Source organism: Streptomyces sp. NRRL B-3229 (assembly GCF_000719505.1).
Taxonomy (GTDB): domain Bacteria; phylum Actinomycetota; class Actinomycetes; order Streptomycetales; family Streptomycetaceae; genus Streptomyces; species Streptomyces griseorubiginosus.
Genome location: NZ_JOGP01000026.1, coordinates 151,782 through 172,745, shown reverse-complemented (window position 1 = coordinate 172,745; position 20,964 = coordinate 151,782). Strand labels below are relative to the sequence as shown.

The 20,964-nt window shown below is 71.9% G+C and carries 20 protein-coding genes; 11 read left to right on the top strand and 9 right to left on the bottom strand.

The annotated features are described in order from the left end of the window. Positions 1-17: 17 nt before the first annotated feature. Complete coding sequence (locus tag IF54_RS0132870; protein ID WP_030325484.1) at positions 18-302, bottom strand: hypothetical protein; 285 nt, start codon at positions 300-302, stop codon at positions 18-20. A 106-nt stretch (positions 303-408) separates the two neighbouring features. Here IF54_RS0132870 and IF54_RS0132865 point away from each other — a divergent pair, with 106 nt between their 5' ends. Together IF54_RS0132865 and IF54_RS0132860 are read left to right on the top strand one after the other, a co-directional pair. Beyond that, the gene (locus tag IF54_RS0132865; protein ID WP_030325482.1) at positions 409-2,037 is read left to right on the top strand and encodes a phosphotransferase; all 1,629 of its coding nucleotides are present in this window, start codon (positions 409-411) and stop codon (positions 2,035-2,037) included. 195 nt (positions 2,038-2,232) lie between these two features. After that, the gene (locus IF54_RS0132860) at positions 2,233-3,741 is read left to right on the top strand and encodes an FAD-dependent monooxygenase (RefSeq protein ID WP_051735621.1); all 1,509 of its coding nucleotides are present in this window, start codon (positions 2,233-2,235) and stop codon (positions 3,739-3,741) included. On the opposite strand, the gene IF54_RS0132855 is transcribed toward IF54_RS0132860, so the two are convergent. Then, the gene (locus IF54_RS0132855) at positions 3,719-5,062 is read right to left on the bottom strand and encodes a DUF2252 domain-containing protein (RefSeq protein WP_030325478.1); all 1,344 of its coding nucleotides are present in this window, start codon (positions 5,060-5,062) and stop codon (positions 3,719-3,721) included. The two genes, IF54_RS0132860 and IF54_RS0132855, sit on opposite strands and share 23 nt — an antisense overlap. 163 nt (positions 5,063-5,225) lie before the next feature. Between IF54_RS0132855 and IF54_RS0132850 the strand changes: the two genes are divergently transcribed. Beyond that, on the top strand, positions 5,226-6,449 hold the full coding sequence (locus IF54_RS0132850) for a winged helix DNA-binding domain-containing protein (protein WP_030325476.1): 1,224 nt from the start codon (positions 5,226-5,228) through the stop codon (positions 6,447-6,449). Positions 6,450-6,753: 304 nt separating this feature from the next. On the opposite strand, the gene IF54_RS0132845 is transcribed toward IF54_RS0132850, so the two are convergent. Further along, entirely contained in the window at positions 6,754-7,068 is a 315-nt protein-coding gene (locus tag IF54_RS0132845; protein WP_030325473.1) for a hypothetical protein, read from the bottom strand. A gap of 164 nt (positions 7,069-7,232) precedes the next feature. On the opposite strand from IF54_RS0132845, the gene IF54_RS0132840 reads away from it, so the two are divergent. Next, positions 7,233-7,595 (top strand): arsenate reductase family protein, encoded by a 363-nt coding sequence (locus tag IF54_RS0132840; protein WP_030325471.1) that lies wholly within the window; start codon positions 7,233-7,235, stop codon positions 7,593-7,595. Between the two features lie 107 nt (positions 7,596-7,702). Beyond that, a complete protein-coding gene (locus tag IF54_RS0132835; RefSeq protein ID WP_030325469.1) occupies positions 7,703-8,356 on the top strand; it encodes a hypothetical protein in 654 nt (217 codons plus the stop codon). A gap of 2 nt (positions 8,357-8,358) precedes the next feature. On the opposite strand, the gene IF54_RS0132830 is transcribed toward IF54_RS0132835, so the two are convergent. Next, the gene (locus IF54_RS0132830) at positions 8,359-9,213 is read right to left on the bottom strand and encodes an alpha/beta fold hydrolase (RefSeq protein ID WP_030325466.1); all 855 of its coding nucleotides are present in this window, start codon (positions 9,211-9,213) and stop codon (positions 8,359-8,361) included. Positions 9,214-9,293: 80 nt separating this feature from the next. Here IF54_RS0132830 and IF54_RS0132825 point away from each other — a divergent pair, with 80 nt between their 5' ends. Continuing rightward, positions 9,294-9,746 (top strand): MarR family winged helix-turn-helix transcriptional regulator, encoded by a 453-nt coding sequence (locus IF54_RS0132825; RefSeq protein WP_030325464.1) that lies wholly within the window; start codon positions 9,294-9,296, stop codon positions 9,744-9,746. A gap of 149 nt (positions 9,747-9,895) precedes the next feature. Here the strand turns inward: IF54_RS0132825 and IF54_RS0132820 are convergent, their stop codons facing one another. From IF54_RS0132820 to glnII, 4 genes are all read right to left on the bottom strand, one after another. Beyond that, positions 9,896-10,897, bottom strand: coding sequence for an SDR family oxidoreductase (locus IF54_RS0132820; protein ID WP_030325462.1), 1,002 nt, complete (start codon positions 10,895-10,897; stop codon positions 9,896-9,898). A gap of 60 nt (positions 10,898-10,957) precedes the next feature. Next, on the bottom strand, positions 10,958-11,533 hold the full coding sequence (locus tag IF54_RS0132815) for a winged helix-turn-helix domain-containing protein (RefSeq protein WP_030325459.1): 576 nt from the start codon (positions 11,531-11,533) through the stop codon (positions 10,958-10,960). Positions 11,534-11,826: 293 nt separating this feature from the next. Next, positions 11,827-12,750: a DUF6891 domain-containing protein gene (locus tag IF54_RS0132805; protein ID WP_030325457.1), complete on the bottom strand. Its 924-nt coding sequence runs from the start codon at positions 12,748-12,750 to the stop codon at positions 11,827-11,829. An 84-nt stretch (positions 12,751-12,834) separates the two neighbouring features. Continuing rightward, the gene (glnII, locus tag IF54_RS0132800; RefSeq protein ID WP_030325454.1) at positions 12,835-13,863 is read right to left on the bottom strand and encodes a glutamine synthetase; all 1,029 of its coding nucleotides are present in this window, start codon (positions 13,861-13,863) and stop codon (positions 12,835-12,837) included. A gap of 270 nt (positions 13,864-14,133) precedes the next feature. On the opposite strand from glnII, the gene IF54_RS0132795 reads away from it, so the two are divergent. The 3 genes from IF54_RS0132795 to IF54_RS0132785 all read left to right on the top strand — a co-directional run bounded on the left by IF54_RS0132795 (position 14,134) and on the right by IF54_RS0132785 (position 17,780). Next, positions 14,134-15,405, top strand: a complete 1,272-nt coding sequence (locus IF54_RS0132795) for a sensor histidine kinase (RefSeq protein ID WP_030325452.1) — start codon at positions 14,134-14,136, stop codon at positions 15,403-15,405. Then, a complete protein-coding gene (locus IF54_RS0132790; RefSeq protein WP_030325449.1) occupies positions 15,390-16,043 on the top strand; it encodes a LuxR C-terminal-related transcriptional regulator in 654 nt (217 codons plus the stop codon). The genes IF54_RS0132795 and IF54_RS0132790 overlap by 16 nt, the downstream gene beginning before the upstream one ends. A 183-nt stretch (positions 16,044-16,226) precedes the next feature. Then, positions 16,227-17,780 carry a DUF1996 domain-containing protein gene (locus tag IF54_RS0132785; RefSeq protein ID WP_030325446.1) on the top strand — a complete coding sequence of 518 codons (1,554 nt, stop codon included), beginning with the start codon at positions 16,227-16,229 and terminating at the stop codon, positions 17,778-17,780. Positions 17,781-17,881: 101 nt separating this feature from the next. Here the strand turns inward: IF54_RS0132785 and IF54_RS0132780 are convergent, their stop codons facing one another. Continuing rightward, a complete protein-coding gene (locus IF54_RS0132780) occupies positions 17,882-18,325 on the bottom strand; it encodes a hypothetical protein (protein WP_030325444.1) in 444 nt (147 codons plus the stop codon). A 111-nt stretch (positions 18,326-18,436) separates the two neighbouring features. Between IF54_RS0132780 and IF54_RS0132775 the strand changes: the two genes are divergently transcribed. Together IF54_RS0132775 and IF54_RS0132770 are read left to right on the top strand one after the other, a co-directional pair. Continuing rightward, on the top strand, positions 18,437-18,955 hold the full coding sequence (locus IF54_RS0132775; RefSeq protein WP_030325441.1) for a tetratricopeptide repeat protein: 519 nt from the start codon (positions 18,437-18,439) through the stop codon (positions 18,953-18,955). A gap of 49 nt (positions 18,956-19,004) precedes the next feature. Next, entirely contained in the window at positions 19,005-20,930 is a 1,926-nt protein-coding gene (locus tag IF54_RS0132770) for a hypothetical protein (protein WP_030325439.1), read from the top strand. The last annotated feature ends 34 nt before the right edge of the window (positions 20,931-20,964 follow it).

Here is a 20,964-nt window from a genome sequence, read left to right as displayed (position 1 = left end):
CCCGGCCCTCAGCAGCTCTAGCTCTTTCTCTCGCGCGCTTGCCGGCGGGACTCCAGCGGGCGCTCGCGGCGGTACCTGCGGTCCCACTTCGCCTGCTTGTCGCGGCGGTCGCGGTATGCGCGGTACCCGCTGGGCGAGGCGTCCGAGGTACCCCCGGCCGCGCCGCCCGACGAGGACGCCGAGGTACCGCGGCCGTACTGAAGGTAGACGAAGAGCAGGGCTACGGCGACGAGCCACCAGGTGTGGTTCCCGAAGCCCAGGATGACCAGGACGACGGTCCCGGAAAGGACGATGGTGCCCATGACGGGCCTCCGTGTGCGTGGGTGTGGTGTAGAAGAGTAGCCCCGGAGGGGCAGGCTGATGCCTGCCCTGCGCGAGCTCTTTCCCCGCACTCTGGAGTTGGTGTCCATGCCCGTGCCCTTCACCCACGAGCACGACGGTGAGCGCCTGGCCGGTGTCCACAGCGGGGGCGGTCCGGCAGCGGCGCCCACTGCCGTACTGCTCCACGGAGCGGGTCGCGGCAGCAAGGAGCATCTCCTGCCGTTCCTCGACGAGTTCGCGGCTCACGGCTGCCGGGCGCTCGCCTTCGACTTCTCCGGGCACGGTGAAAGCTCGGGGCAATTGGCCGAGTCGAGTCTGCGTCGGCGCTTCGAGCAGGCGGTCTCCGTGATCGACGCGCAGGTGCCGGCGGACGGCCCGCTGGTGCTGGTCGGCTTCAGCATGAGCGGGCAGACGGTGGCCGACCTCGTCCGGCACTACCGCGGGCAGGTCGTGGCGATCGGATTGTGCGCGCCCGCCGTGTACGCCGGTGAGGCGTGGGAGCTGCCGTTCGGGCGCGGGGACGGCGAGTTCAGCGCGATCATCCGGCGGCCGGACAGCTGGCGGCAGGCACCGGCACTCGAGGCACTGCGGGCGTTCGAGGGGCGGGCGGTGCTCGCGGTGCCGGGCACGGACGCGGTGATCCCAACGGAGGTGACCGAGGCCGTACAGGAGGCGCTGGCCTTCCGGTCCCAGTTCACACGTCACGAACTGCCCGACGCCGAGCACAGGTTGGGGGTGTGGCTGCACGATCACGCCGACGACCGGCGGGAGTTGGTGACCGCCCTGCTGACCGGTCCGGGCGACGGGGGCTGGACTGCGACCCGTGGGTGGGTGGCCAAGCAGCTTCCCGAGGGCCGGTCGGTCGTCGACACCGCTTTCCTGTCCGGGGGTTGGAGCTCCCAGATGCGCCGACTCACCCTCGACGACGGTTCCGAGCTGGTCCTGCGGTCGTTCGTGAAGCCCTTCTTCCGGCATCACGCGCCCGGTCTGCTGGGCCGGGAGGCGTCGGTCCTGGCGCTGCTCGCCGGCCAGGACGGGGTGCCGGCCCCCGACCCGGTCGCCGTGGACGCAACGGCCGAACACTGCGACCACCCCTCGCTGTTGATGTCCCGGCTGCCGGGCCGGGTGCGGGTCGACGAGGAGGATCTGGAGCAGCGGCTCGACCTGCTGGCGGACCAACTCGCCCGGATCCACCTGGTCGTTCCCGACGTACGGCCGCGCGCCTACCAGGCGTGGACGTCGCCGGAGCGGGTGCGGGGCGTGCGCGGGGCACTGTGGGAGCGGGCCGTTGACGTCATCCGCCGGGACCCGCCGCCGTACGAAGGCTGCTTCCTGCACCGGGACTTCCACCCGGGGAACGTGCTGTTCACCGGCGCGGGCGAGGGGCTCCGGGTCAGCGGGGTGGTCGACTGGGTGGAGACCTCGTGGGGACCCGCCGACCTCGATGTCGCGCACTGCTCGACGGCCCTCGCCCTGCTGCACGGGCCGGCGCACGGGCTGGGCTTCCGGGAGCGGTACGAGACGCGGGGCGGCCGGCGCCTGGCCGACGGGCCCGCCCATCTGTACTGGCGGCTCCTGGACGCCCTCGCCTACTGCCCTGACGCGGCGAAGCTCGCCGGACCGTGGCGCGAGCTGGGACGGACCGATCTGACGCCGGGGGTGCTGGGCGGGCGGCTGGAGGCGTACGTGCGGGGGCTGGTGGAGCGGTACGGCTGAGGCGTCCGGCGGAAATGAGTGGAGCGGGTGGGGCCGGGACTTGTAGCGTGCGGTGGACCGTGACCCCGCCCGAGGAGGTGAGACCCGTGAACGCTGTAGCGATGTGGGTGCTCCCCCTTTCCGTCATGGCCGGCGACTGACACAGGTGTCGCCGGGAGCGCCTCGACCACTGGGCACTCCCGAAAGGCAACACCTATGGACTCTCCGCAGTTCACCTCCGAGCCGTCGTTCGATGTGATCATCGCCGGGTGCGGGCCGACCGGCGCGCTGCTGGCCGCCGAACTCCGGCTGCACGCGGTGCGGGTACTCGTCCTGGAGAAGGAGACCGAGCCGGCGTCGTACGTCCGGATCGTCGGTCTGCACATGCGCAGTCTCGAGATCATGGCGATGCGCGGGCTGCTGGACCGCCTGCTCGCGCACGGCAGACGGCGGCCGGCCCGCGGCCTCTTCGCCGCCATCGACAAGCCGGTGCCCCCGGGCCTGGATTCCGCGCACGCCTATCTGCTGGGCATCCCGCAGCCGGTCCTCGTCCGCCTCCTCGAAGAGCACGCGGCCGGGCTGGGGGCGCAGGTCAGGCACGGTTGCGCGGTGGCCGGTCTCGAACAGGACGACGACGGGGTGACCGTCGAACTGGCCGACGGCGAACGGCTGCGTGCGCGCTGTCTCGTCGGGTGTGACGGGGCGCGCAGTACGGTGCGCAAACTGCTCGGGGTCGGCTTCCCCGGCGAGCCCTCGCGGACCGACACGCTGATGGGCGAGATGGCGGTGGGGATGCCCCCGGAGGAGGTCGCCGCCCGGGTGGCCGGGCTCCGCGAGACCCTGCACCGGTTCTGGCTGCGGCCCGTCGGGCCTGAGACGTACAGCGTCGTGGTCCCCGCCGCGGGGGTCGGTGATCGTGCGGAACCGCCCGGCATCGAGGAGTTCAGGGAGCAGTTGCGCGCCGTCGCCGGGACCGATTTCGGGGTGCACTCCCCGCGCTGGCTGTCCCGCTTCGGGGACGCCACCCGGCTCGCCGAGCGTTACCGGGTCGGGCGGGTGCTGCTGGCCGGGGACGCGGCGCACATCCATCCCCCGACCGGTGGGCAGGGTCTGAACCTGGGGCTCCAGGACGCGTTCAACCTCGGCTGGAAGCTGGCCGCGCAGCTGCGGGGCCGGGCACCGGAGACGCTGCTGGACACCTACGAGGCGGAACGCCGTCCGGTTGCCGCGGACGTGCTCGACAACACCCGCGCGCAGATGGAACTGCTCTCCCCCGAACCCGGCCCGCGGGCCGTGCGCAGGCTGCTCGCCGAGCTGATGGACTTCGACGAGGTGAACCGGCATCTCATCGAGAAGATCACCGCGACCGGCATCCGGTACGACTTCGGCGAGGGCCCCGACCTGCTCGGCCGCCGCCTGCCCGACCTCGACGTCCAGCCAGGCCGCCGCCTCTACGACCTGCTGCGCCACGGCCGCGGCCTCCTGCTGGACCGCACCGGCCGACTGACCGTCGGCGACTGGTCCGACCGCGTCGACCGCCTCCAGGACCCTTCGGCGGCCCTGACCGCTCCTGGTCTCCTGCTCCGCCCAGACGGCCATGTGGCATGGATCGGAGCCGATCAGCGGAGTCTCGACGCCCAGCTGTCGCGGTGGTTCGGGGAACCTGGGCAGTGCGGGGTCCTGACCCGCGAGGCTGGTTCGGTCACTCGCCCGGGGCCGCTCTGAGGACACCCGCTGCGATGGCCGCTGTCAGGGTCGCGTGGTCCTTGGCCGTCTGGGTGGCGTAGGCGAGGGCGAAGTCGGCGACCGCCTGGTCGAAGGTGTCGGCGCCGCCCAGGTACGCGGCGATGGCGACGCGGTCGCCGGAGCGGGCGTGGGCGCGGGCCAGGGTGGTGCCGCAGAGGCCGGCGTACGCCGTGAGGTCGGACGGGGACATGCCCAGGACGTCCGCCGAGCCCTTCATGTCGCGCAGTTGGCGCCAGTAGAAGGCCCGGCCCTGGGGCCCGCTCATCCAGCCCAGGAAGATGTCGCTCGCGGCCTGGAGCAGACGCTGGCCCACGACCACCCGGTGCCCCGGATGGACGTACGGCCCGTGCGGCAGGTGTTCCTCCAGCACGGACGGGCGGGCCTCCTTGATCTGGAGGAACAGCGGGTCGTCGGCGTCCCGGCCGGTCAGCAGGACGATGAAGCAGCGGGTGCCGACGCTGCCGACGCCGACGACCTTGCGGGCCGCGTCCACGAAGCGGTAGCGGTCCAGCAGCAGCCGGCGTTCCTCGGAGAGCGTGGAGCGGTAGTCGCTGAAGATCTTGCGCAGGCTGGCCATGTCGGGGGCGCCGGCGGGTTCGAGGAGCGGCGGGTCGGTGATGATGCGGTGGCGGCCGTCGACGATCTCGGTGAGCTTCCCGAGGGCCTGGAGGCTGGTGCGGCGGCGGGCCCGGGTGAGGCTGGACTGGACGCGCCTGCGGTGGCGGGCGGAGCGGACGAGCGGGAGCAGGCTGTCGGCGTCGACGCTCTCGTACCAGACCTCCAGCTCCCCCATCCGGGCCAGGCGGCGCATGGCCGTGCGGTACGCGGTGGTCGCCGCCCGGGCCGCCCGGTGGGCCTTGCCGTCGCTGTGCCCGTTCTCGCGGGCGGCCACGGCGACGCTCGCGGCGAGCCGTTTGACGTCCCATTCGAAGGGGCCCGGGAACGTCTCGTCGAATTCGTTGAGGTCGAAGAGGAGGGAGCGTTCCGGAGAGGCGTAGAGGCCGAAGTTGAGCAGGTGGGCGTCGCCGCAGAGCTGCACGGTGAGGCCGGTGTGCGGCTGGGAGGCCAGGTCGGCGGCCATCACGGCGGCGGCGCCGCGCAGGAAGGCGAACGGGGAGGCCGACATCCTGCCGTACCGGATCGGGAGCAGTTCCGGGAGGCGGTCGCGGCCCTGTCGCTCCAGTACGGCGACGGGGTCCTGGCGGTCGAGGGACGGGAGCCAGGTCCCGTGGGCGGAACGGGGGACGCGTTTGCGGGCGGCCCGGCCGCGGGTCTGTGGAGTGGTCCCGGGGGTGTTCATCGGCCCTGCCTCTGGGTCACGCCCGCCTCCTGGTCGCCGGTGTGGCTGCCACCTCCTGATGGCAGTGAAGGACGGGGGTGGGGCGGGCGCATGTGGAGTACGGCGATCGGGTGACGTGTGCATCGGGGGCGCGTTGTCAGTGGCGTCGGTCAAGATGGGCCGTATGGGCTTGGGTGATGCGGTGCGGTACGTCGGGGTGGGCGAGCGGCGTGCGCGGCTGGGGCTGCGGCAGCAGCTGGCCGTGGAGGCGCGGGTGGGGACGCCGGAGGAGGTGGGTGAGGCGCTGGTCGCGTTGCACGGGTCCGATCCCGCGACCGTCTATCTCGCGGTGGGGGCTCGGCTCGTGGACGCCTCGGGGACGGTCGCGGAGACCGAGCGGGCGTTGTACGAGGACCGGACGCTGGTGCGGATGCACGGCATGCGGCACACGGTGTTCGCGTTCCCGACCGAACTGGCCGCGGTCGTGCACGCTTCGACGGGCCTCACGGTCGCAGCGCGTGAACGGGCCGCGCTCATCAAGGACATGGCGAAGGCGGGGGCCCCGGACGCGGCCTGGCTGAAGGAGGTCGAGGAGTCGGCGCTGGCCGCGCTCGCCCGGCGCGGGCAGGCGACGGCGTCCGAACTCGCGCAGGACGAGCCGCGGTTGAAGGAGCAGTTCGTGTACGCGGCCGGCAAGAGCTACGAGGGCGTCCACACCGTGTCGTCGCGGCTGCTGCGGGTGCTCGGCGTGGAGGGCAAGGTGGTGCGGGGGCGGCCGCTGGGCTCCTGGATGTCCTCGCAGTTCCGCTGGGCGGTGGCGCCGCCGCATCCCGAACTCGACGTGGCCGGGGCCCAGGCCGAGTTGCTGCGGCGCTGGCTCACCGTGTGCGGTCCCGCGACCGAGGCGGACCTGAAGTGGTGGACGGGCTGGAAGGTCTCCGACGTCCGCCGTGCGCTCACGGCGATCCGCGCGGTCGCGGTGACGGTCGACGAGGGGCCGGCATACGTCGTCGAGGGCGACGACGGTCCGGTCGCGGAGCCTGCGGAGCCCTGGGCCGCGCTGCTTCCCGGGCTCGATCCGACGGCGATGGGCTGGCAGCAGCGGGACTGGTATCTGGCCCCCGCGCTGCGGCCCGCCCTGTTCGACCGGAGCGGCAACGTGGGGCCGACGGTGTGGTGGAACGGGCGGGTGGTGGGTGGCTGGGGGCAGCGCGTCGACGGGGAGATCGTCTGGCGGCTGCTGGACACGGAGGGCGTGGGCCGCGAGGCGGAGGCGGCGATCACGCGGGAGGCCGCCCGGCTGCGCGGCTGGGTGGGGGCGACCTGGGTGAGGCCACGCTTCCGCACCCCACTGGAGAAGGAACTGGCCGAGGGGACGCGGAGCGGGGCGAACGGCGTGACGGGCTGACGGCCGACGGGCTGACGGCGGACGGGCTGACGGCCGATGGGCTGACGGCGGACGGGCTGACGGCCGATGGGCTGGCGGCTGACCACCGATGGGCTGGCGGCTGACGGCCGATGGGCTGGCGGCTGGCGGCTGGCGGCTGGCGGCTGGCTGATCCAGGGCGGACAAGGTGACGGGGTCAACTGGCCTGCCCAGGGCGTCGATTGTCCGGGACGGCCGAGCAGACCTGGAGCGCCCCACCGTCCGCACCAACCCGCTCACCGAAGCGCCGGGTGCCCCCGCGAGGGACGGCACCCGGCGTCGGAGGTCACCGGGAGTAGCGCATCAGGGCCCGGACCATGTGGCACGTGGTGTCGGACGGTGGGTGGACGCCGATCGTCTCCGCGGTGTCGCGGATCGTCTCGTTGCGGGCCTGGTTCGGCATGTAGACGCCGGAGTCGAGCAGGGCGATCGCGAGCCGCATCGCCTTGAGGCGGCGGTTGTGGCTGACGTACCACTCGCGGGGGCGGCCCGGCGGCAACGGGCGCTTCTCCACGGGGGCGTAGGGAAGGTCGAGCAGCACCGGGTGCTTCGCGGTGGACTGGGTGGGCAACGGCTTCGGCTTCAGTGCGGCAGCGGGCACAGGCATCCTCCTGTCGCGGTAAGGGCGGGAGCCGGGGTCCCGGCCGCGCCCTCGAACACTGGTTTTATTCTACCGCCCGGCACTGACAAAAGCCCCTGGCCACAAGGGCTTTCGGGGGTGCTGTGACGCAGGTGGAGATTGGGTTTCCGGGTACCGTGAGCGGCATGGAGATCTGGATCAATCCGGCCTGTTCGAAGTGCCGCAGCGCGGTCGGCCTGCTTGACGCGGAGGGTGCCGAGTACACCGTCCGCCGCTACCTGGAGGACGTCCCGAGCGAGGACGAGATCCGCGGGGTGCTCGACCGGCTCGGGCTCGAACCCTGGGACATCACCCGCACCCAGGAGGCCGCCGCCAAGGAGCTCGGGCTCAAGGAGTGGGCGCGGGACGACAGTTCGCGGGACCGGTGGATCGCCGCGCTCGCCGAGCACCCCAAGCTCATCCAGCGGCCCATCATCACGGCGGACGACGGTTCGGCGGTGGTCGCCCGCACCGAGGACGCCGTACGGGACGCCCTGGCCAGGAAATAGCGGAGTGTGACGCAGGTTACGTCAGCCGATTCCCGTGACCGCTGAGTAACCTCGTTCGGTATCTCGTACATAGCGGCGTACGCTCCCCTAGCTCTCAGGAGGCGCGCATGTCGCGCAGGAGAACACTCGGCACGAAGAAGAAGGTCGCGCTGCTGGTGAGCGCGGCGGTGGCGGCGGGTGGTGGGGCCTTTGTGATGGCCTCCACCTCGAACGCCGCGAGCCCGCAGACGGCCGCGGAGTCGACCGTCTGCAAGGGCCTCGCCACCGCGCTCGGCAACAACCAGCGGTTCATCGAGGGGCAACGCGCCAACCCCGACGCCCAGTCGGCGGCCCGGATCGCCAACCGGGAAGCGGTGATCGCGCAGATCAAGGTGCAGCAGGAAGCGTCCGGCTGTGTGGCCGGGGAGTCGGCTCAGGACTCCCAGGCCGCCGCGGGACAGCCTTCCCAGGCCGCATCCGCATCGGCGCCCGCCGCGCCCCAGGCCCCACCCGCCGCGGGGAACGCGGCTTCCGGGCAGCAGGTGTGCAAGGGCTCGACCGTCACCCTGTCCGGTGAGGGCGGCGCGCCCGCCGCGTCCAGCAACCAGTTCCCGGCCGGCACGAAGCTGAAGGTCACCAACCTGGACAACAACAAGTCCACGACGGTGCGGGTCACTTCGGTCTCCGGCAGCTGCGCGCTGCTCAACAACGCGGCCTTCGAACAGGTACGGGAGCCCGGCAAGTTCCTCATCCGCCGGGCCGTGATCGAGAAGGTGGGGTGAGGTTATTCGCCTAGGAACTCGGTGAGGCGGCACGCCAGTTCGGGAGGCGCGGACTGCGGCAGCGCGTGGTGGGAGACGCCGGGGACCAAGACGGCTTCCACCCGCGGCAGCAGTCCGGCCGCCCGGACTGTCACGCCATCGGCGTCATGGGTCCTGCTGTTCGCGGCCACGAGCAGCAGGACCGACGTTTTCAGGGCACGAAGTGCGTCCGGTGCGGGGCGCGGGCCGGTCACCGGCCTCGTCGCGGGGAAACCGGCGGCCGCCTCCTGGAGCCGGAGCCAGTCCGGGTCCGGTGCGGCTCCCCCGCTCTCCCACTCCAGGAAGGCGCGGACCCGGGACGGAGTCGGGCGCAGCAGCATCGGCAGGGCATGCAGGAGATACGCCGCCTTGAACCCGGCGAAACACTGGGTCGGGTCCAGGAGGAACAGGCGGCGCATCCGGTCGGGAGCCCGCAGGGCGTAGTGCAGGGCGATCCAGCCGCCGTAGGAATGCCCACCGAAGTCGGCCTCGGGGACGCCGAGTTCGTCGAGGAGGGCGTCCAGCCAGGCGGCCAGGTCGGCGACCGTACGGGGGTGACGGTCGGGGGCCGGTGAGCTGCGGCCCGGGGCGCCGAGCAGATCCACGGCGAGGACACGACGGCTGCGGGCGAGGTGTGCGGCCTGGGCGTACCAGGAGGCGGAGGTCGCTCCCCCGCCGCCCGGCAGCAGGACGAGCGGGGGCGCGTCGGCCGGGCCGCACACGTTGACGTAGGTCATACCGAAGGGGGTGGGCACCCGGAGCACCTCGCGGTCGGCCGGCCAGCGCGCCATCACCTTGTCGTAGGCCGCCTCGAAGGCGTCGGCGTCGAATCCGCGCATCGATCCCCCCGTAATCAACTCGCCCGTATTATCTCGCTCAGCAAGACACTCGACGAGCGAGATAGTAACGGAGGCCGCCCATGGCGTCCCAGGGGCCAGAGCTGGAGATCGTCCATCTGCTGCGCGCGGTGACCGTCGAACTCGGCCTGCACAGCGCCCGGTTCGCCCGCCGCAACGCCCTGCACCCGACGGATGTCCGCGCCCTGATCGCCCTCATGGACGCCTCCCGGGCGGACGAGGAGATGTCGGCGGGACGGCTGGGCGCACTGCTCGGGCTCAACTCGGCGGGCACGACCTCGCTGATCGACCGGCTGGAGCGGGGCGGTCATGTGCGGCGGGTGCGGGGCCGCGAGGACCGGCGCAAGGTGGTCGTCGAGGTGGACGAGAAGGCGGTGGAGCTGGGCCAGGCCTTCTTCGGGCCCCTCATCGGGAAGACGGTGGAACTGTACGAGGGGTACGACGAGCGGGAGCGGGCGGCGATCCGGGGGTTCCTGGAGGGGGTGCGGGACGCGGCGGCAGCCGAGGAGGGCTGAGCTCACCGGCCGCGCGGGACCAGGTGCACCACAGGGCCCCCAACCGCGGGACCGGTGAAACCAGTGGACCACAGGGCCCCGAGCGCGGGACCGGTGAACCAGGTGCACCACGGGCCCCCCGAGGCGCGGCACCCCCAAGCTGACCGACCCTACGGACGACCCGCCAGTACCTTCGCCTCCCTCTCCGGGGCCAGGCCCACCACCGGTCGGTCCGGTCGCTGTGGTGCCACCCCGCCGATCCCGCACAGCCAGTCCCAGGTGTCCGACACCGTCTCGCCGATCGGGCGGCAGCGCAGGCCCGCCCCGGCGGCCCGGGAGGTGTCCGCTCCGTGGAGGGTGGTGTGCAGGTCGGAGCCCGGTGGGACCCATACGGGCAGGTCGGTCCAGGGGGCGATGCCCGCGTCGAGGACGACGTCCGGGTCCGTCCAGCGCAGTTCGGCGTCGGAGCCCGTCGCCGTCGCACAGGCCTCCAGGAACGCGCCCGTCGTCGTGTGGGCCGGAGGGCTGATCGCGTTGAACGGGCCGGACCTCCCCTCGGCGGCGGCGCCGAGTGTCCACTGCGCCAAGTCGCGCACGTCGACGTACTGGAGAGGGAGGTCCCGTGGTCCGGGGGCGAGGACCGGGCCGCCGCGGGCGATGCGGCCCAGCCACCACGGCAGGCGGCCGATGTTCTCGTAAGGGCCGAGGATCAGGCCGGCCCGTACGAGAAGGGAGCGGTCGGCGCCGAAGCTCTCCAGGACGGCGAGTTCGCCGCCCCGCTTGTCGCGGGCGTAGTCGGTCGTGTCCGCGTCCGCCGAGGCGCCCTCGACCACGGGAGCTTCCTCGGTGTATCCGGCCGGCTGGGGCCAGGTGTACACCGAACAGCTCGACACGTACGCGTACCGGTCGGCACGGCCCCGCAGCAGCCGTGCCGTGTCCCGGACCGCGCGGGGCGCCGCCGACCAGGTGTCGACGACCAGGTCCCAGGGGCCGCCCTGGGCAAGGGCGGTGAGGCCGTCGGGCGCGGTGCGGTCACCGTGCAGCGACCGCACCCCGGGCCCGGGTGCGTGCCGGCCGCGGTGGAAGACGGTCACGTCCCAGCCCTGGGCCAGGGCCGCCTCGGCGACGGCCCGGCCGACGAACTCGGTGCCACCCAGCAGGAGAAGTCTCATACCGGTGACTGTGCCCCGCGAACTGTCGGGACGGTACGGGAATCTGCCCTCGGCAGAGGGTCAGTTGCCGGTCGGCGGGGTGTACTTGTAGCCGACCCGCCGGACCGTCTGGATCGCGCCGCGGAAGTCCGCTCCCAGCTTGCGGCGCAGTCGGGCGATGTGGACGTCGACGGTACGGCCGTCGCCGACGTGGCCGTAGCCCCAGACCGTGGTGACCAGTTGGTCGCGGGTGTGCACCCGGTTCGGGTGCTGGACGAGGTGGGCGAGGAGCTCGAACTCCAGGTACGTCAGGTCGAGTTCCGCACCGTTGACCGCGGCGGTGCGCTGCACGGTGTCGATGCGCACGAGCGGTGCGGCCGTCTCGTCGGCGACGGGCTCGGGCCGGTCCGGGACCGCGACCGGCAGGAAGGGCGGCTGCTGGTCGGCCGGGACGAGCACCAGGTAGCCGATCATCGGCGGCTGGCCCGGCAGCGTGGGCAGGGCGTGCTGGGGGGCCGGCAGCCAGGTGGCGCCCGGCGGCAGGAAGTCCGCGACGTCGATGACCTCGTCCCGGTCGACGGCTCGCAGCCGATGGCGGGCGGTGCCGTTCTGGGCGGAGGTCAGCGTGGCGGTGGAGAGAGAACGAGTGGTCGCCATGAGAGGTCAGCTCTTTCGCGCGAGGAAGTCAACAGGAGACGAACGTCGACTGCGCGCTGGCCGAAGGCCGGGGTGTACGGCGTTAGAGGGCCGGCGCGTTCATCGCGCGGCAACACACCCGGTCGAAGTCATGGTGCTGACGGGAGGGCCAGAAGGGCTCGAGGTCATGGCGACCCGTCGCGGTGTACTTCTGGAAGCTGGCCATGAGCTCATTGAAGCAGACACCGGCCCGTAACAGGAGTCTCCTCTCACTGCTTGGACGCTTCCTTGGCGTGAAATCGATGTGGCTCTCCTCACCCCACCAGGCGTTTGCGCCAGTCGAGGGGGCTGATCTCGATCGCCCTGTCCGGATCGCCGTCCCAGACCGCGGACAGGCCGGCCGCCTCCAGTGCCGCCACGACCTCGTGACCGACCGCCCTGGTGGTCTCGGCCGAGCCGTCGAAGCCGCCGTAGAGCAGCATCAGTCCCCGGCTCTCGGCGGCGCTCTCGGTGCACTGGGTGTGGAAGTAGACGAACCCGCGGTCGCCCTCGGCGCGCTCGGCGCCGATCTCCGCGGTGCCGCACGTGCGGCAGCAGGTGAAGTTCTCGCGGGCGGTGACACCGCGGGTGTTGAGGGCCTCGAAGGCGCGGGTGAGCCGATCGGGGTCGGTCGTGCTCGGCCAGGTCTCCATCTCGCCGAGCCGCTCCAGCCAGAGCCGGTCCACCAGCTCTCCGGCCTGTGCCCGGGACACGGGCCGCTCCTCGCCGTCGACCAGCCACTCCTCGGCGTCCTCGGTGAGCCGGGCCCGGTTGTCGTAACCGCAGCGCAGCAGCAGCCGTACGCGCTCCTCGACCTGCTCGCGGATGTCCTGCGGCAGGTCGGGGATCTCCTCGGCCGGGCCGAGGTCCACCGGCTTCCAGACGAGGCCCCCGTCCCAGCCCTCCTCCTGCCGGGCCCAGGCCGTGAGCAGGGCGGCCACCCGGTCCGGGTCGGTGAGGCGCGTGCCGAACAGGCCGTCCCCGCCCGCGCGGTGTTCGAGCTGGTAGTCCCCGCCCTGCTCGTGCCACACCTGCGCAAACACGTTCGGCACGTCCGGGATGCGCTGCGCCGCCAGCCAGCGGTCCCCGCTCATGCCCAGCCGCCGCACCAGCCGGCGCAGTCGCGGCTCGCCCACTCCGGTGAGCCTCTCCCCGTACTCCGTCTCGACCTTGACGGCCAAGCCCCCGTCGTTCTCCATGCCCCCACCATGGCACGCCCCACTGACAACGCGCCGAGGGGCGCCCACCGGTCGGTGGACGCCCCTCGGGAAGCGCGGTGCGGATCAGACCTGGCCGGCCTTCTCCAGCGCGGAGCAGCACGTGTCGACGAGCAGGCGGGTGACGACGTACGGGTCGACGTTGGCGTTCGGGCGGCGGTCCTCGATGTAGCCCTTGCCGTCCTTCTCGACCTGCCACGGGATACGAACCGAGGCGCCGCGGTTGGAGACGCCGTAGGAGTACTCGTTCCACGGGGCGGTCTCGTGCAGGCCGGTCAGGCGGTCGTCGATGCCGGCACCGTAGTTCTTGACGTGTTCGAGGGGCTTGGAGCCCTCGCCCAGGGACTCGGCGGCGGTGATGATCGCGTCGTAGCCCTCGCGCATCGCCTTGGTGGAGAAGTTGGTGTGCGCGCCCGCGCCGTTCCAGTCGCCCTTGACCGGCTTCGGGTCCAGGGTCGCGGAGATGCCGAAGTCCTCGGCGGTGCGGTAGAGCAGCCAGCGGGCCACCCACAGGTGGTCGGAGACCTCCAGCGGGGAGACCGGGCCGACCTGGAACTCCCACTGGCCGGGCATGACCTCGGCGTTGATGCCGGAGATCGCGAGGCCCGCCTTGAGGCAGTTGTCGAGGTGCGCCTCGACGACGTCACGGCCGAAGATCTCGTCCGCGCCGACACCGCAGTAGTAGCCGCCCTGCGGGGCCGGGAAGCCGCCCTTGGGGAAGCCGAGGGGGTAGCCGTCCTTGAAGAACGTGTACTCCTGCTCGATGCCGAAGATCGGCTCCTGCGCGGCGAACTTCTCGGCGACCTCGGTCAGCGCGGCACGGGTGTTGGACTCGTGCGGCGTGAAGTCGATGTTGAGGACCTCGCACAGCACGAGGATGTCGTCGCCGCCGCGGATCGGGTCGGGGCAGGAGAAGACCGGCTTGAGCACACGGTCCGAGGAGTGCCCCTCGGCCTGGTTCGTGGAGGACCCGTCGAAGCCCCAGATCGGCAGCTCGGCGCCCTTGGCGTCGTCACCGAGGATCTTCGTCTTGGAGCGGAGCTTGGCCGTCGGCTCGGTGCCGTCGATCCAGATGTACTCAGCCTTGAAGCTCACGGGCCACATCCTTCGGGGGTGTGTCTGGGCGCACTTGCGGGTGCTGCGACGCTGCGGCACTGAAACGCCGCCTCTCGATGTGCGCGAGCCTGTCAACAGGCGATTTCCCGACCATTGCTCGAATGTGAACCCCGTGTTACCTGGTGGTGCTGTGGCGCGTCTCACGGTGTAAAAGCGGTGCGACCCGTCTGCGGGGTGTACCTGGCACCACCCCCGGGCAGGGCGGCCAGACCCAGTGACCCCCGTCTCCGCCTCGACCAGACTGACGCCATGACCATGCAGACGGTGAACGGCAGCTGGGGCACGAGGGCGCGGGCCATGGGCCTCGCGGCCGTACGGGGGCTCGCGCTGACGCTGGTGACACTGCCGGGGGCGCTGCTCCTGTCCGTGCTGACCCTGACCTCCATCGCGCTCGTGCCGATCGGGGTCGGGGCGTACACCACCCCGTGGGCGGTGAAGGGCGTGCGGGCCTTCGCCGACTGGCGGCGGGTGCTCGCGGCCGAGTGGGGCGGGGTGCCGATCCCGTCGGCGTACCGGCCGGCACCGGAGGGCGCCAACACCTGGGCGCGGACCTACGCCCTGCTGCGGGACCCGGCGACCTGGCGGGATCTGCGCTGGCTCCAGGTCGACATGACGGCCGGGTACGTGACGGCGCTGCTGCCCGCGGTGCTGGTCCTCTATCCGCTGGAGGGGCTCGCGGTCGCGGCCGGGCTGTGGCAGCCGCTGTCGGAGGTGGACGGCTACTGGTACGGCTTCGTCCACGTCACCGACCAGGCGTCCGGGCTCGCCGCGGGTGCCCTGGCCCTCCCCCTGCTCGCCCTCGCCTACCTCTACGCCCCCCGACTGCTCCAGGCGCACTTCACCCTCACCCGGACCTTCCTCGCCCCGAGCAGGACCGAACTGGCCGAGCGGGTGCGGGTGCTGACCGACTCCCGGCGGGACGCGGTGGACACCTCAGCGGCCGAACTGCGGCGCATCGAGCGGGACCTGCACGACGGGGCGCAGGCCCGGCTGGTCGCCATGGGCATGGACCTCGGCACCATCGAGGCGCTCCTCGACAAGGACCCGGCCCAGGCGAAGAAGCTCCTCGCCCAGGCCCGCCAGTCCTCGGTGGACGCACTCGCCGAGCTGCGCGACCTGGTGCGCGGGATCCACCCGCCGGTGCTGGCCGAGCGCGGACTGGGCGACGCCGTAAGGGCGTTGGCGCTGCGGCTGCCGGTGCCGACCGAGGTGGCCGTCGACCTCGGGGGCCGGGCGGACGCGCCGGTGGAGTCGGCCGCCTACTTCGCGGTCAGCGAGGTCCTCACCAACGCGGTCAAGCACGCGGGCGCCGACCGGATCTGGATCGACCTGCATCACGCCGAGGAGATGCTGCGGATCGTCGTCACCGACAACGGCCGCGGCGGTGCGGTGATCGCGGCCGGTTCGGGACTCTCCGGGATCGAGCGGCGGCTCGGTACATTCGACGGCGTCCTGGCCGTCAGCTCGCCCGCGGGCGGCCCCACCATGGTCACCATGGAGATTCCTTGCGCGTTGTCCTAGCCGAAGACCTCTTCCTGCTGCGGGACGGGCTGGTACGGCTTCTCGAGGCACATGACTTCGAGATCGCCGCGGCCGTCGAGTCCGGGCCCGAACTGGCCCGGGCGCTGGCCGAACTGGAGCCGGACGTCGCGGTGGTCGACGTACGTCTGCCGCCGACGCACACCGACGAGGGGCTCCAGTGCGCGCTCGACGCCCGGCGGGCCAGACCCGGGCTGCCGGTGCTGGTGCTCTCGCAGCACGTGGAGCAGTTGTACGCGCGTGAGCTGCTGGCCGACGGCAGCGGCGGGGTGGGGTATCTGCTCAAGGACCGGGTGTTCGACGCCGAGCAGTTCGTGGACGCGGTGCGGCGGGTGGCGGCGGGCGGTACCGCGATGGACCCGCAGGTGATCCAGCAGCTGCTGACCCGGCGGGCGGCGGACGACGAGCCGCTGGCCCGGCTCACGCCCCGGGAGCGGGAGGTGCTGGACCTCATGGCGCAGGGGCGGACCAACGCGGCGATCGCCGGCAGGCTCGTGGTGACGGAACGGGCGATCGCCAAGCACACCGCCAACATCTTCACCAAACTGGGCCTTGAGGTGTCGGACGACGACAATCGCCGCGTGCTCGCGGTGCTCGCGTTCCTCGACCGGGGCCGGTGAGCAGCTCCTCATTTTCTGTAACTCCTGCTGCTCACGAGGCTGTTGATGTACCAAGACCAGGTAAACCTCTGATTTGTTTGTGAGGCGACTGAACACCCCTGGGACGGCGTGCGTATGGGATGGCGCCGCTTCACTCCTGTCGGGCGCCTCGATAGCCCCGAAAAAGGAAGTCAGAGGAGTTCCATGGGACGCAATACACGTAAACGCCGCTCGTCGATGGCCACCAAGGCCATAGCCGCGTCGGCGGCCCTAGCGCTCGGTGGGGGCGGGCTGATCTGGGCGAACTTCTACGCATCCGCGCATGAGTCGAACAACAACGGCTGGCAGCAGAACCAGACCAAGGCCGCCGCCGCGCAGGTGGCGACCATCTCGTGCCCGGACGTCGGTCAGAAGCTGACGAACGTGCCGCAGCAGGCACGCAACGGCGTCGCCGCGGAGCTGGCGAACCTCGACAAGCAGATCACCGAGGCCTACGCCAGGCTCGCTTCGTCGCGCCAGGCCCAGGCCCAGGACGCGAGCTTCGTCCAGAACGCCATCGTCGGCCCCCTGAAGGAGAAGCGGGCGGCCACGATCGACCGGATCCGCATCGACATCCAGCGGGTCGGGGGACAGTTCGACAACTCGCTCAGCCAGCTGGCGGCCTGCACCACGCAGAACGCGGCCCCGCAGACCAACGCCGGCAACGCCGGTGGTGGCCAGCAGCAGAACGGCGGCCAGCAGCAGGGCGGTCAGCAGAACGGCGGCCAGCAGAACGGCGGCCAGCAGCAGGGCGGTCAGCAGCAGGGCAACGGCGGACAGGGCGGCAACGGCCCGGTTGCGTCGGACTTCGTGGACATCACCAAGGTCCAGGGCAACGCCCAGCTCGGTGTCGGTCAGAACGGTCTGCCGGCCAATGGCAACTCGGGCTCGCGGGGTGTCTTCATCACCAAGTGCGGCACCAACGGGAACAAGAACCACAACACGGACAACGTGATCGTGGCCCCCGGTGTCGCCAACGGCGCCCACCACCTGCACGACTACGTCGGCAACCAGTCCAACGACGCCTTCGCGAGCGACCAGGAACTGGCGGCCGCCCAGAGCAGCTGCCAGAACCAGGGCGACAAGTCCTCGTACTTCTGGCCGGTGCTGCGTCTCCAGAACGGCACGCAGGACTTCGACCAGAACAAGGACGGCGGCGGCAAGGAAGGCAACGTCGGCAAGATCCTTCAGGCCTCCCAGGCGCAGATCAAGTTCGTCGGCAACAAGAAGGGCAACGTCGTCGCGATGCCGACCGCCCTGCGCATCATCACCGGTGACGCCAAGGCCTTCGTCAACGGCAACGCCAACGCCAACGTGAACTGGTCCTGCACCGGCTTCGAGAACAAGGTCCAGCTGCACGACAAGTACCCGATCTGCCCGCAGGGCAGCCAGGTGGTGCGCACGACCAACTTCCAGAGCTGCTGGGACGGCAAGAACATCGACAGCGCCAACCACCGTACGCACGTGGCGTTCGTCCAGGGCGACGGCTCCTGCGCCAACGGTTTCAAGGCGATCCCGCAGCTCCAGGTCCGGCTCGTCTACAACGTCCCGGCCCCGAAGCTCCAGAACGGCAAGGTGATCAACCCCTACGCGGTGGACACCTTCCCGGAGAACCTGCACAAGCCGATCACCGACCACAACGACTTCATCAACTTCTTCTCCGGAAACCTGATGAACAAGATGGTCAACTGCATCAACACCGGCAAGAAGTGCCAGTGACAGCGTGACTGAATGACAAAGCCGGCGGTGAGGATCCCTCACCGCCGGCTTTCTCGTGTGCCTGAGCTCGGTGGGCCGAGCGGTTCAGCGGGCGGAGCGGTTCAGTGGGACGAGTGGGAGGCGCCGCCGCCCATCTTCGAGTGGTCCACGCCCTCCTCGATGTCCCCGCCGAGCGTCTTGCGCAGCACCGTCACCGTCTTGGTGGTGTCACCGACGGCGACCCACTTGCGGCCGACCAGGAAGTGACCGCCGTAGTCCTTGGCGCCGTTGATCCACTCGCGCTGGCCGCGGTCGGTGGCGAAGGTGGCGAGGATGAACTTGCCGTCGGCGTCCTTGGACTTCTTGCACACGGCCTGGCGCAGTTCGTCGGCGTCGATCTGGATGTTGGGCGTGCACTTCACCTCGGCGGCCAGGTGCTCCAGGCTGCCGGTCGCCGCCGACGGCACCGCGGCTGCGGCCTTCGCGTCACCGCCGGATCCGCAGCCCGCCAGCGCCAGCGCCGCGGCCGCTCCGGTCAGCGCGAGCATCGGTCGGGTCAACCTCATGTGTTCCTCCGGTCACGGGGTCGCGTCGGACGGGCCCCGGCGGGGGTCCGTCCTCCCCCATACGGCTGCGGGGCGCGGGACGCTCAAATCCCGGTGTCACGGTTGATACGGATGTGCGAAAGTGTGCCGGTGAACGAGGACTGGGAAAAGCGGGTCGACGCCGCCTGGGCGAGTTTCGACGAGTATCCGGAGGAGCGGGCGGCCGAGTTCCGGGCGGTGATCGACGCCCTCGTGGCCGAGCTGCCGGACGGCAGTCCGCTCGGTGCGTTCGAGCGGGCCTGCGCGTGGGACTCGACGGGGCACTCCGACAAGGCGGCCCCGCTGTACCGGGAGGCCCTCGCGGGCGGGCTGTCCGGATACAAGGGGCGGCGCGCGAAGATCCAACTGTCCAGCTCCCTGCGGAACATCGGGCAGGCGGAGGAGGGCGTCAAGCTGCTCACCCCCGAACTGGACGGCCCGTCGGACGAGTTGGACGACGCGGTACGCGCCACGCTCGCGCTGTGCCTGTCCAGCCTCGGCCGGGACCGCGAGGGCCTGTCCCTGGTCCTGGGCGCGCTCGCCCCGCATCTGCCGCGCTACCAGCGGTCGATGGCCAACTACGCCCGTGCGCTGGTCGACCCGGAGGGCTGATTCGCCCGGGTGGCGGTGACCAACCCACGATTCGCTCGTTCTGCTGAACGTGCAGTCACAGGATGTCGCCCCGCGCCCCGCACCCGCCGCAGGCTCCGCCTCCGACCCCGTCGTCGACGTGGAACAGGCCGAGGCCGCGCTCGTCGAGCACTATCCCCGGCTGGTCCGGCTCGCCTATCTGGTGCTGCCGCCCGGCCTGGGACGCAGCAGGCGAGTCCTGACCGCGCACGCCCTCGCCCAGCGTGCCCTGCCGCGGGGCAAGGCCTCGGCCTCCGTCATCCCGGCCCAGTCCGCCGGCCGCGAGGGCGACCCGGGCTACGCCTACGTCCGTCTCCAGGTGGTACGGGCGGCACTGGAGGCGGGCCGGCCGCTCAAGCGCCTGGCGTGGCCCAAGCGCGCCCAGCTCCCGCCGCTGCTCCCCCAGGTGTGGGGCCTCAAGCTCTTCCCGCGCTCCGGCGGCGCCGACGAACTCGCCCTGGACCAGCGCCTGTCGGCCCTGACCGGACCGGCCCGCGCCGCGTGTGTCCTGCGCGGCCTGGAGAAGCTCCCCGACGGCGACGTGCGCAAGGTGCTCACGGCCGCGGGCGTGGCCGACGTGGACGCGGCCCTGGAGGAGGCCGACTCCGAGCGCGCGCAGTACGCCCTCCTCGACTCCCCCGAGTTCGACGCCTGTTCGCTCCAGATCCGCCCCACCGACCTGATGCGGCGCCGACAGCACACCAAGGCCGCGCTGGCCGCCGCCGCGGCGGTCGCCGTGTGCGGGGCGCTGCTCGGCATGCCCGGCGACGGCTGGGGCCCCGACGGCGCCGCCGCCCCCGCCTACGCGCAGAACCCCGCCGCCCAGGCCGCCCTGGACCCGGCCCTGCTGGTCAAGGTCCCGGCCGCCGCATGGGAGGTCTCGGCCCGCACCGACTTCTCGGTGTGGCCCGCGCGCGGCAACCTCACCGGCGACAGCGCCCTGCTGCGCCGCGCCCTCGCCGTCTGGGCCCGCCCCGGCGAGACCGTCCAGGTCTCCGCGACCCCGGGCACCCCGTCCGGCGGCCCCTCCGGACCGCCGCAACTCCTGTACGCCGGGACCGTGGACAACGCGCGCGTGGTCATCCTCTACGACGGTCTGCGCATCGTCCGCTACGCCGAACCGCGCGACAGCACCAAGGGGGCCGCCCTCGACTTCGCCCGCGTCGACGGCGCGGACCGGGCCCAGGCGAGCGCGGTGGTCCTGGGCCGCGCCGACGGCAACATCCGTTACCTGACGGCCCCTTGGGTGACGAAGGCGGCCGAGCGGGACCTGCTGAAGCCGGGCGCCGGCGCGATGGCGCTGCCCCTCTCCGACGGCGCCACCGCCCCGATGGCCGGCCCCGTCCAGAGCGGTGCCTGCACCTCCTGGAACGTGCTCCAGCTGACGGACGCCTCCGGCACCCGCCTGCTGACCGACCTCGGTGAACTGGTCCCGGCCCGTCTCACCACCGGCCGTCCGGGGTCCGTGAAGGACGCGTCCGGGGCGCAGGGGCTGCGCGCCTGGGCGCCGTACGCCTGCTCGCTGGGTGCGATGCGGTCCTCCGGTGTGCGGAGCGTGAACGCCTGGGCCTACGCGACGCAGCCGCTGCCCGACGCGAGCGGCAGGGCGGACTGGGTGTGCACCCGGGCGGAGACCTGGCAGGGCGGTGGGGAGCGGGTGCTGGCCCAGTTCCGCACGCCGGGCGGGACGTACGGGGCGGTGGCGGCGAAGGGCGAGAACGTCCCGGCGTGCGGGGCGAAGGATCCGCAGGTGCTGGCCGGGGTGCTGTGGAAGTCAGGCGGCGGGTCCTGGTACCTGCTGGCGGCGGGCAGCCGGGGCACGGCGTCGATCACCGCGACGGGCGGGGTGAAGGGGTCCGCCCAAGGCAACCTGCTGGCCGTGAAGGCGGAGCAGGGCGCGCAGGCCGGGCTGAAGGGGACGCTGGTGGACGGGCGTGAGGTCAACGGCCTCCGCTAGCGGATCGCCGATATGCGTGAACTCCGCCACGGCG

Bases quoted from the DNA above. Each gene is read 5' to 3' on its own strand.
- IF54_RS0132815 (WP_030325459.1), bottom strand. From the start codon at position 11,533: ATGGCGACCACTCGTTCTCTCTCCACCGCCACGCTGACCTCCGCCCAG.
- IF54_RS0132785 (WP_030325446.1), top strand. From the start codon at position 16,227: ATGGGACGCAATACACGTAAACGCCGCTCGTCGATGGCCACCAAGGCC.
- IF54_RS0132830 (WP_030325466.1), bottom strand. From the start codon at position 9,213: ATGCGCGGATTCGACGCCGACGCCTTCGAGGCGGCCTACGACAAGGTG.
- IF54_RS0132795 (WP_030325452.1), top strand. From the start codon at position 14,134: ATGACCATGCAGACGGTGAACGGCAGCTGGGGCACGAGGGCGCGGGCC.
- IF54_RS0132820 (WP_030325462.1), bottom strand. From the start codon at position 10,897: ATGAGACTTCTCCTGCTGGGTGGCACCGAGTTCGTCGGCCGGGCCGTC.
- IF54_RS0132860 (WP_051735621.1), top strand. From the start codon at position 2,233: ATGGACTCTCCGCAGTTCACCTCCGAGCCGTCGTTCGATGTGATCATC.
- IF54_RS0132865 (WP_030325482.1), top strand. From the start codon at position 409: ATGCCCGTGCCCTTCACCCACGAGCACGACGGTGAGCGCCTGGCCGGT.
- IF54_RS0132780 (WP_030325444.1), bottom strand. From the start codon at position 18,325: ATGAGGTTGACCCGACCGATGCTCGCGCTGACCGGAGCGGCCGCGGCG.
- IF54_RS0132840 (WP_030325471.1), top strand. From the start codon at position 7,233: ATGGAGATCTGGATCAATCCGGCCTGTTCGAAGTGCCGCAGCGCGGTC.
- IF54_RS0132855 (WP_030325478.1), bottom strand. From the start codon at position 5,062: ATGAACACCCCCGGGACCACTCCACAGACCCGCGGCCGGGCCGCCCGC.
- IF54_RS0132775 (WP_030325441.1), top strand. From the start codon at position 18,437: ATGTGCGAAAGTGTGCCGGTGAACGAGGACTGGGAAAAGCGGGTCGAC.
- IF54_RS0132835 (WP_030325469.1), top strand. From the start codon at position 7,703: ATGTCGCGCAGGAGAACACTCGGCACGAAGAAGAAGGTCGCGCTGCTG.
- IF54_RS0132805 (WP_030325457.1), bottom strand. From the start codon at position 12,750: ATGGAGAACGACGGGGGCTTGGCCGTCAAGGTCGAGACGGAGTACGGG.
- IF54_RS0132850 (WP_030325476.1), top strand. From the start codon at position 5,226: ATGGGCTTGGGTGATGCGGTGCGGTACGTCGGGGTGGGCGAGCGGCGT.
- IF54_RS0132870 (WP_030325484.1), bottom strand. From the start codon at position 302: ATGGGCACCATCGTCCTTTCCGGGACCGTCGTCCTGGTCATCCTGGGC.
- IF54_RS0132825 (WP_030325464.1), top strand. From the start codon at position 9,294: ATGGCGTCCCAGGGGCCAGAGCTGGAGATCGTCCATCTGCTGCGCGCG.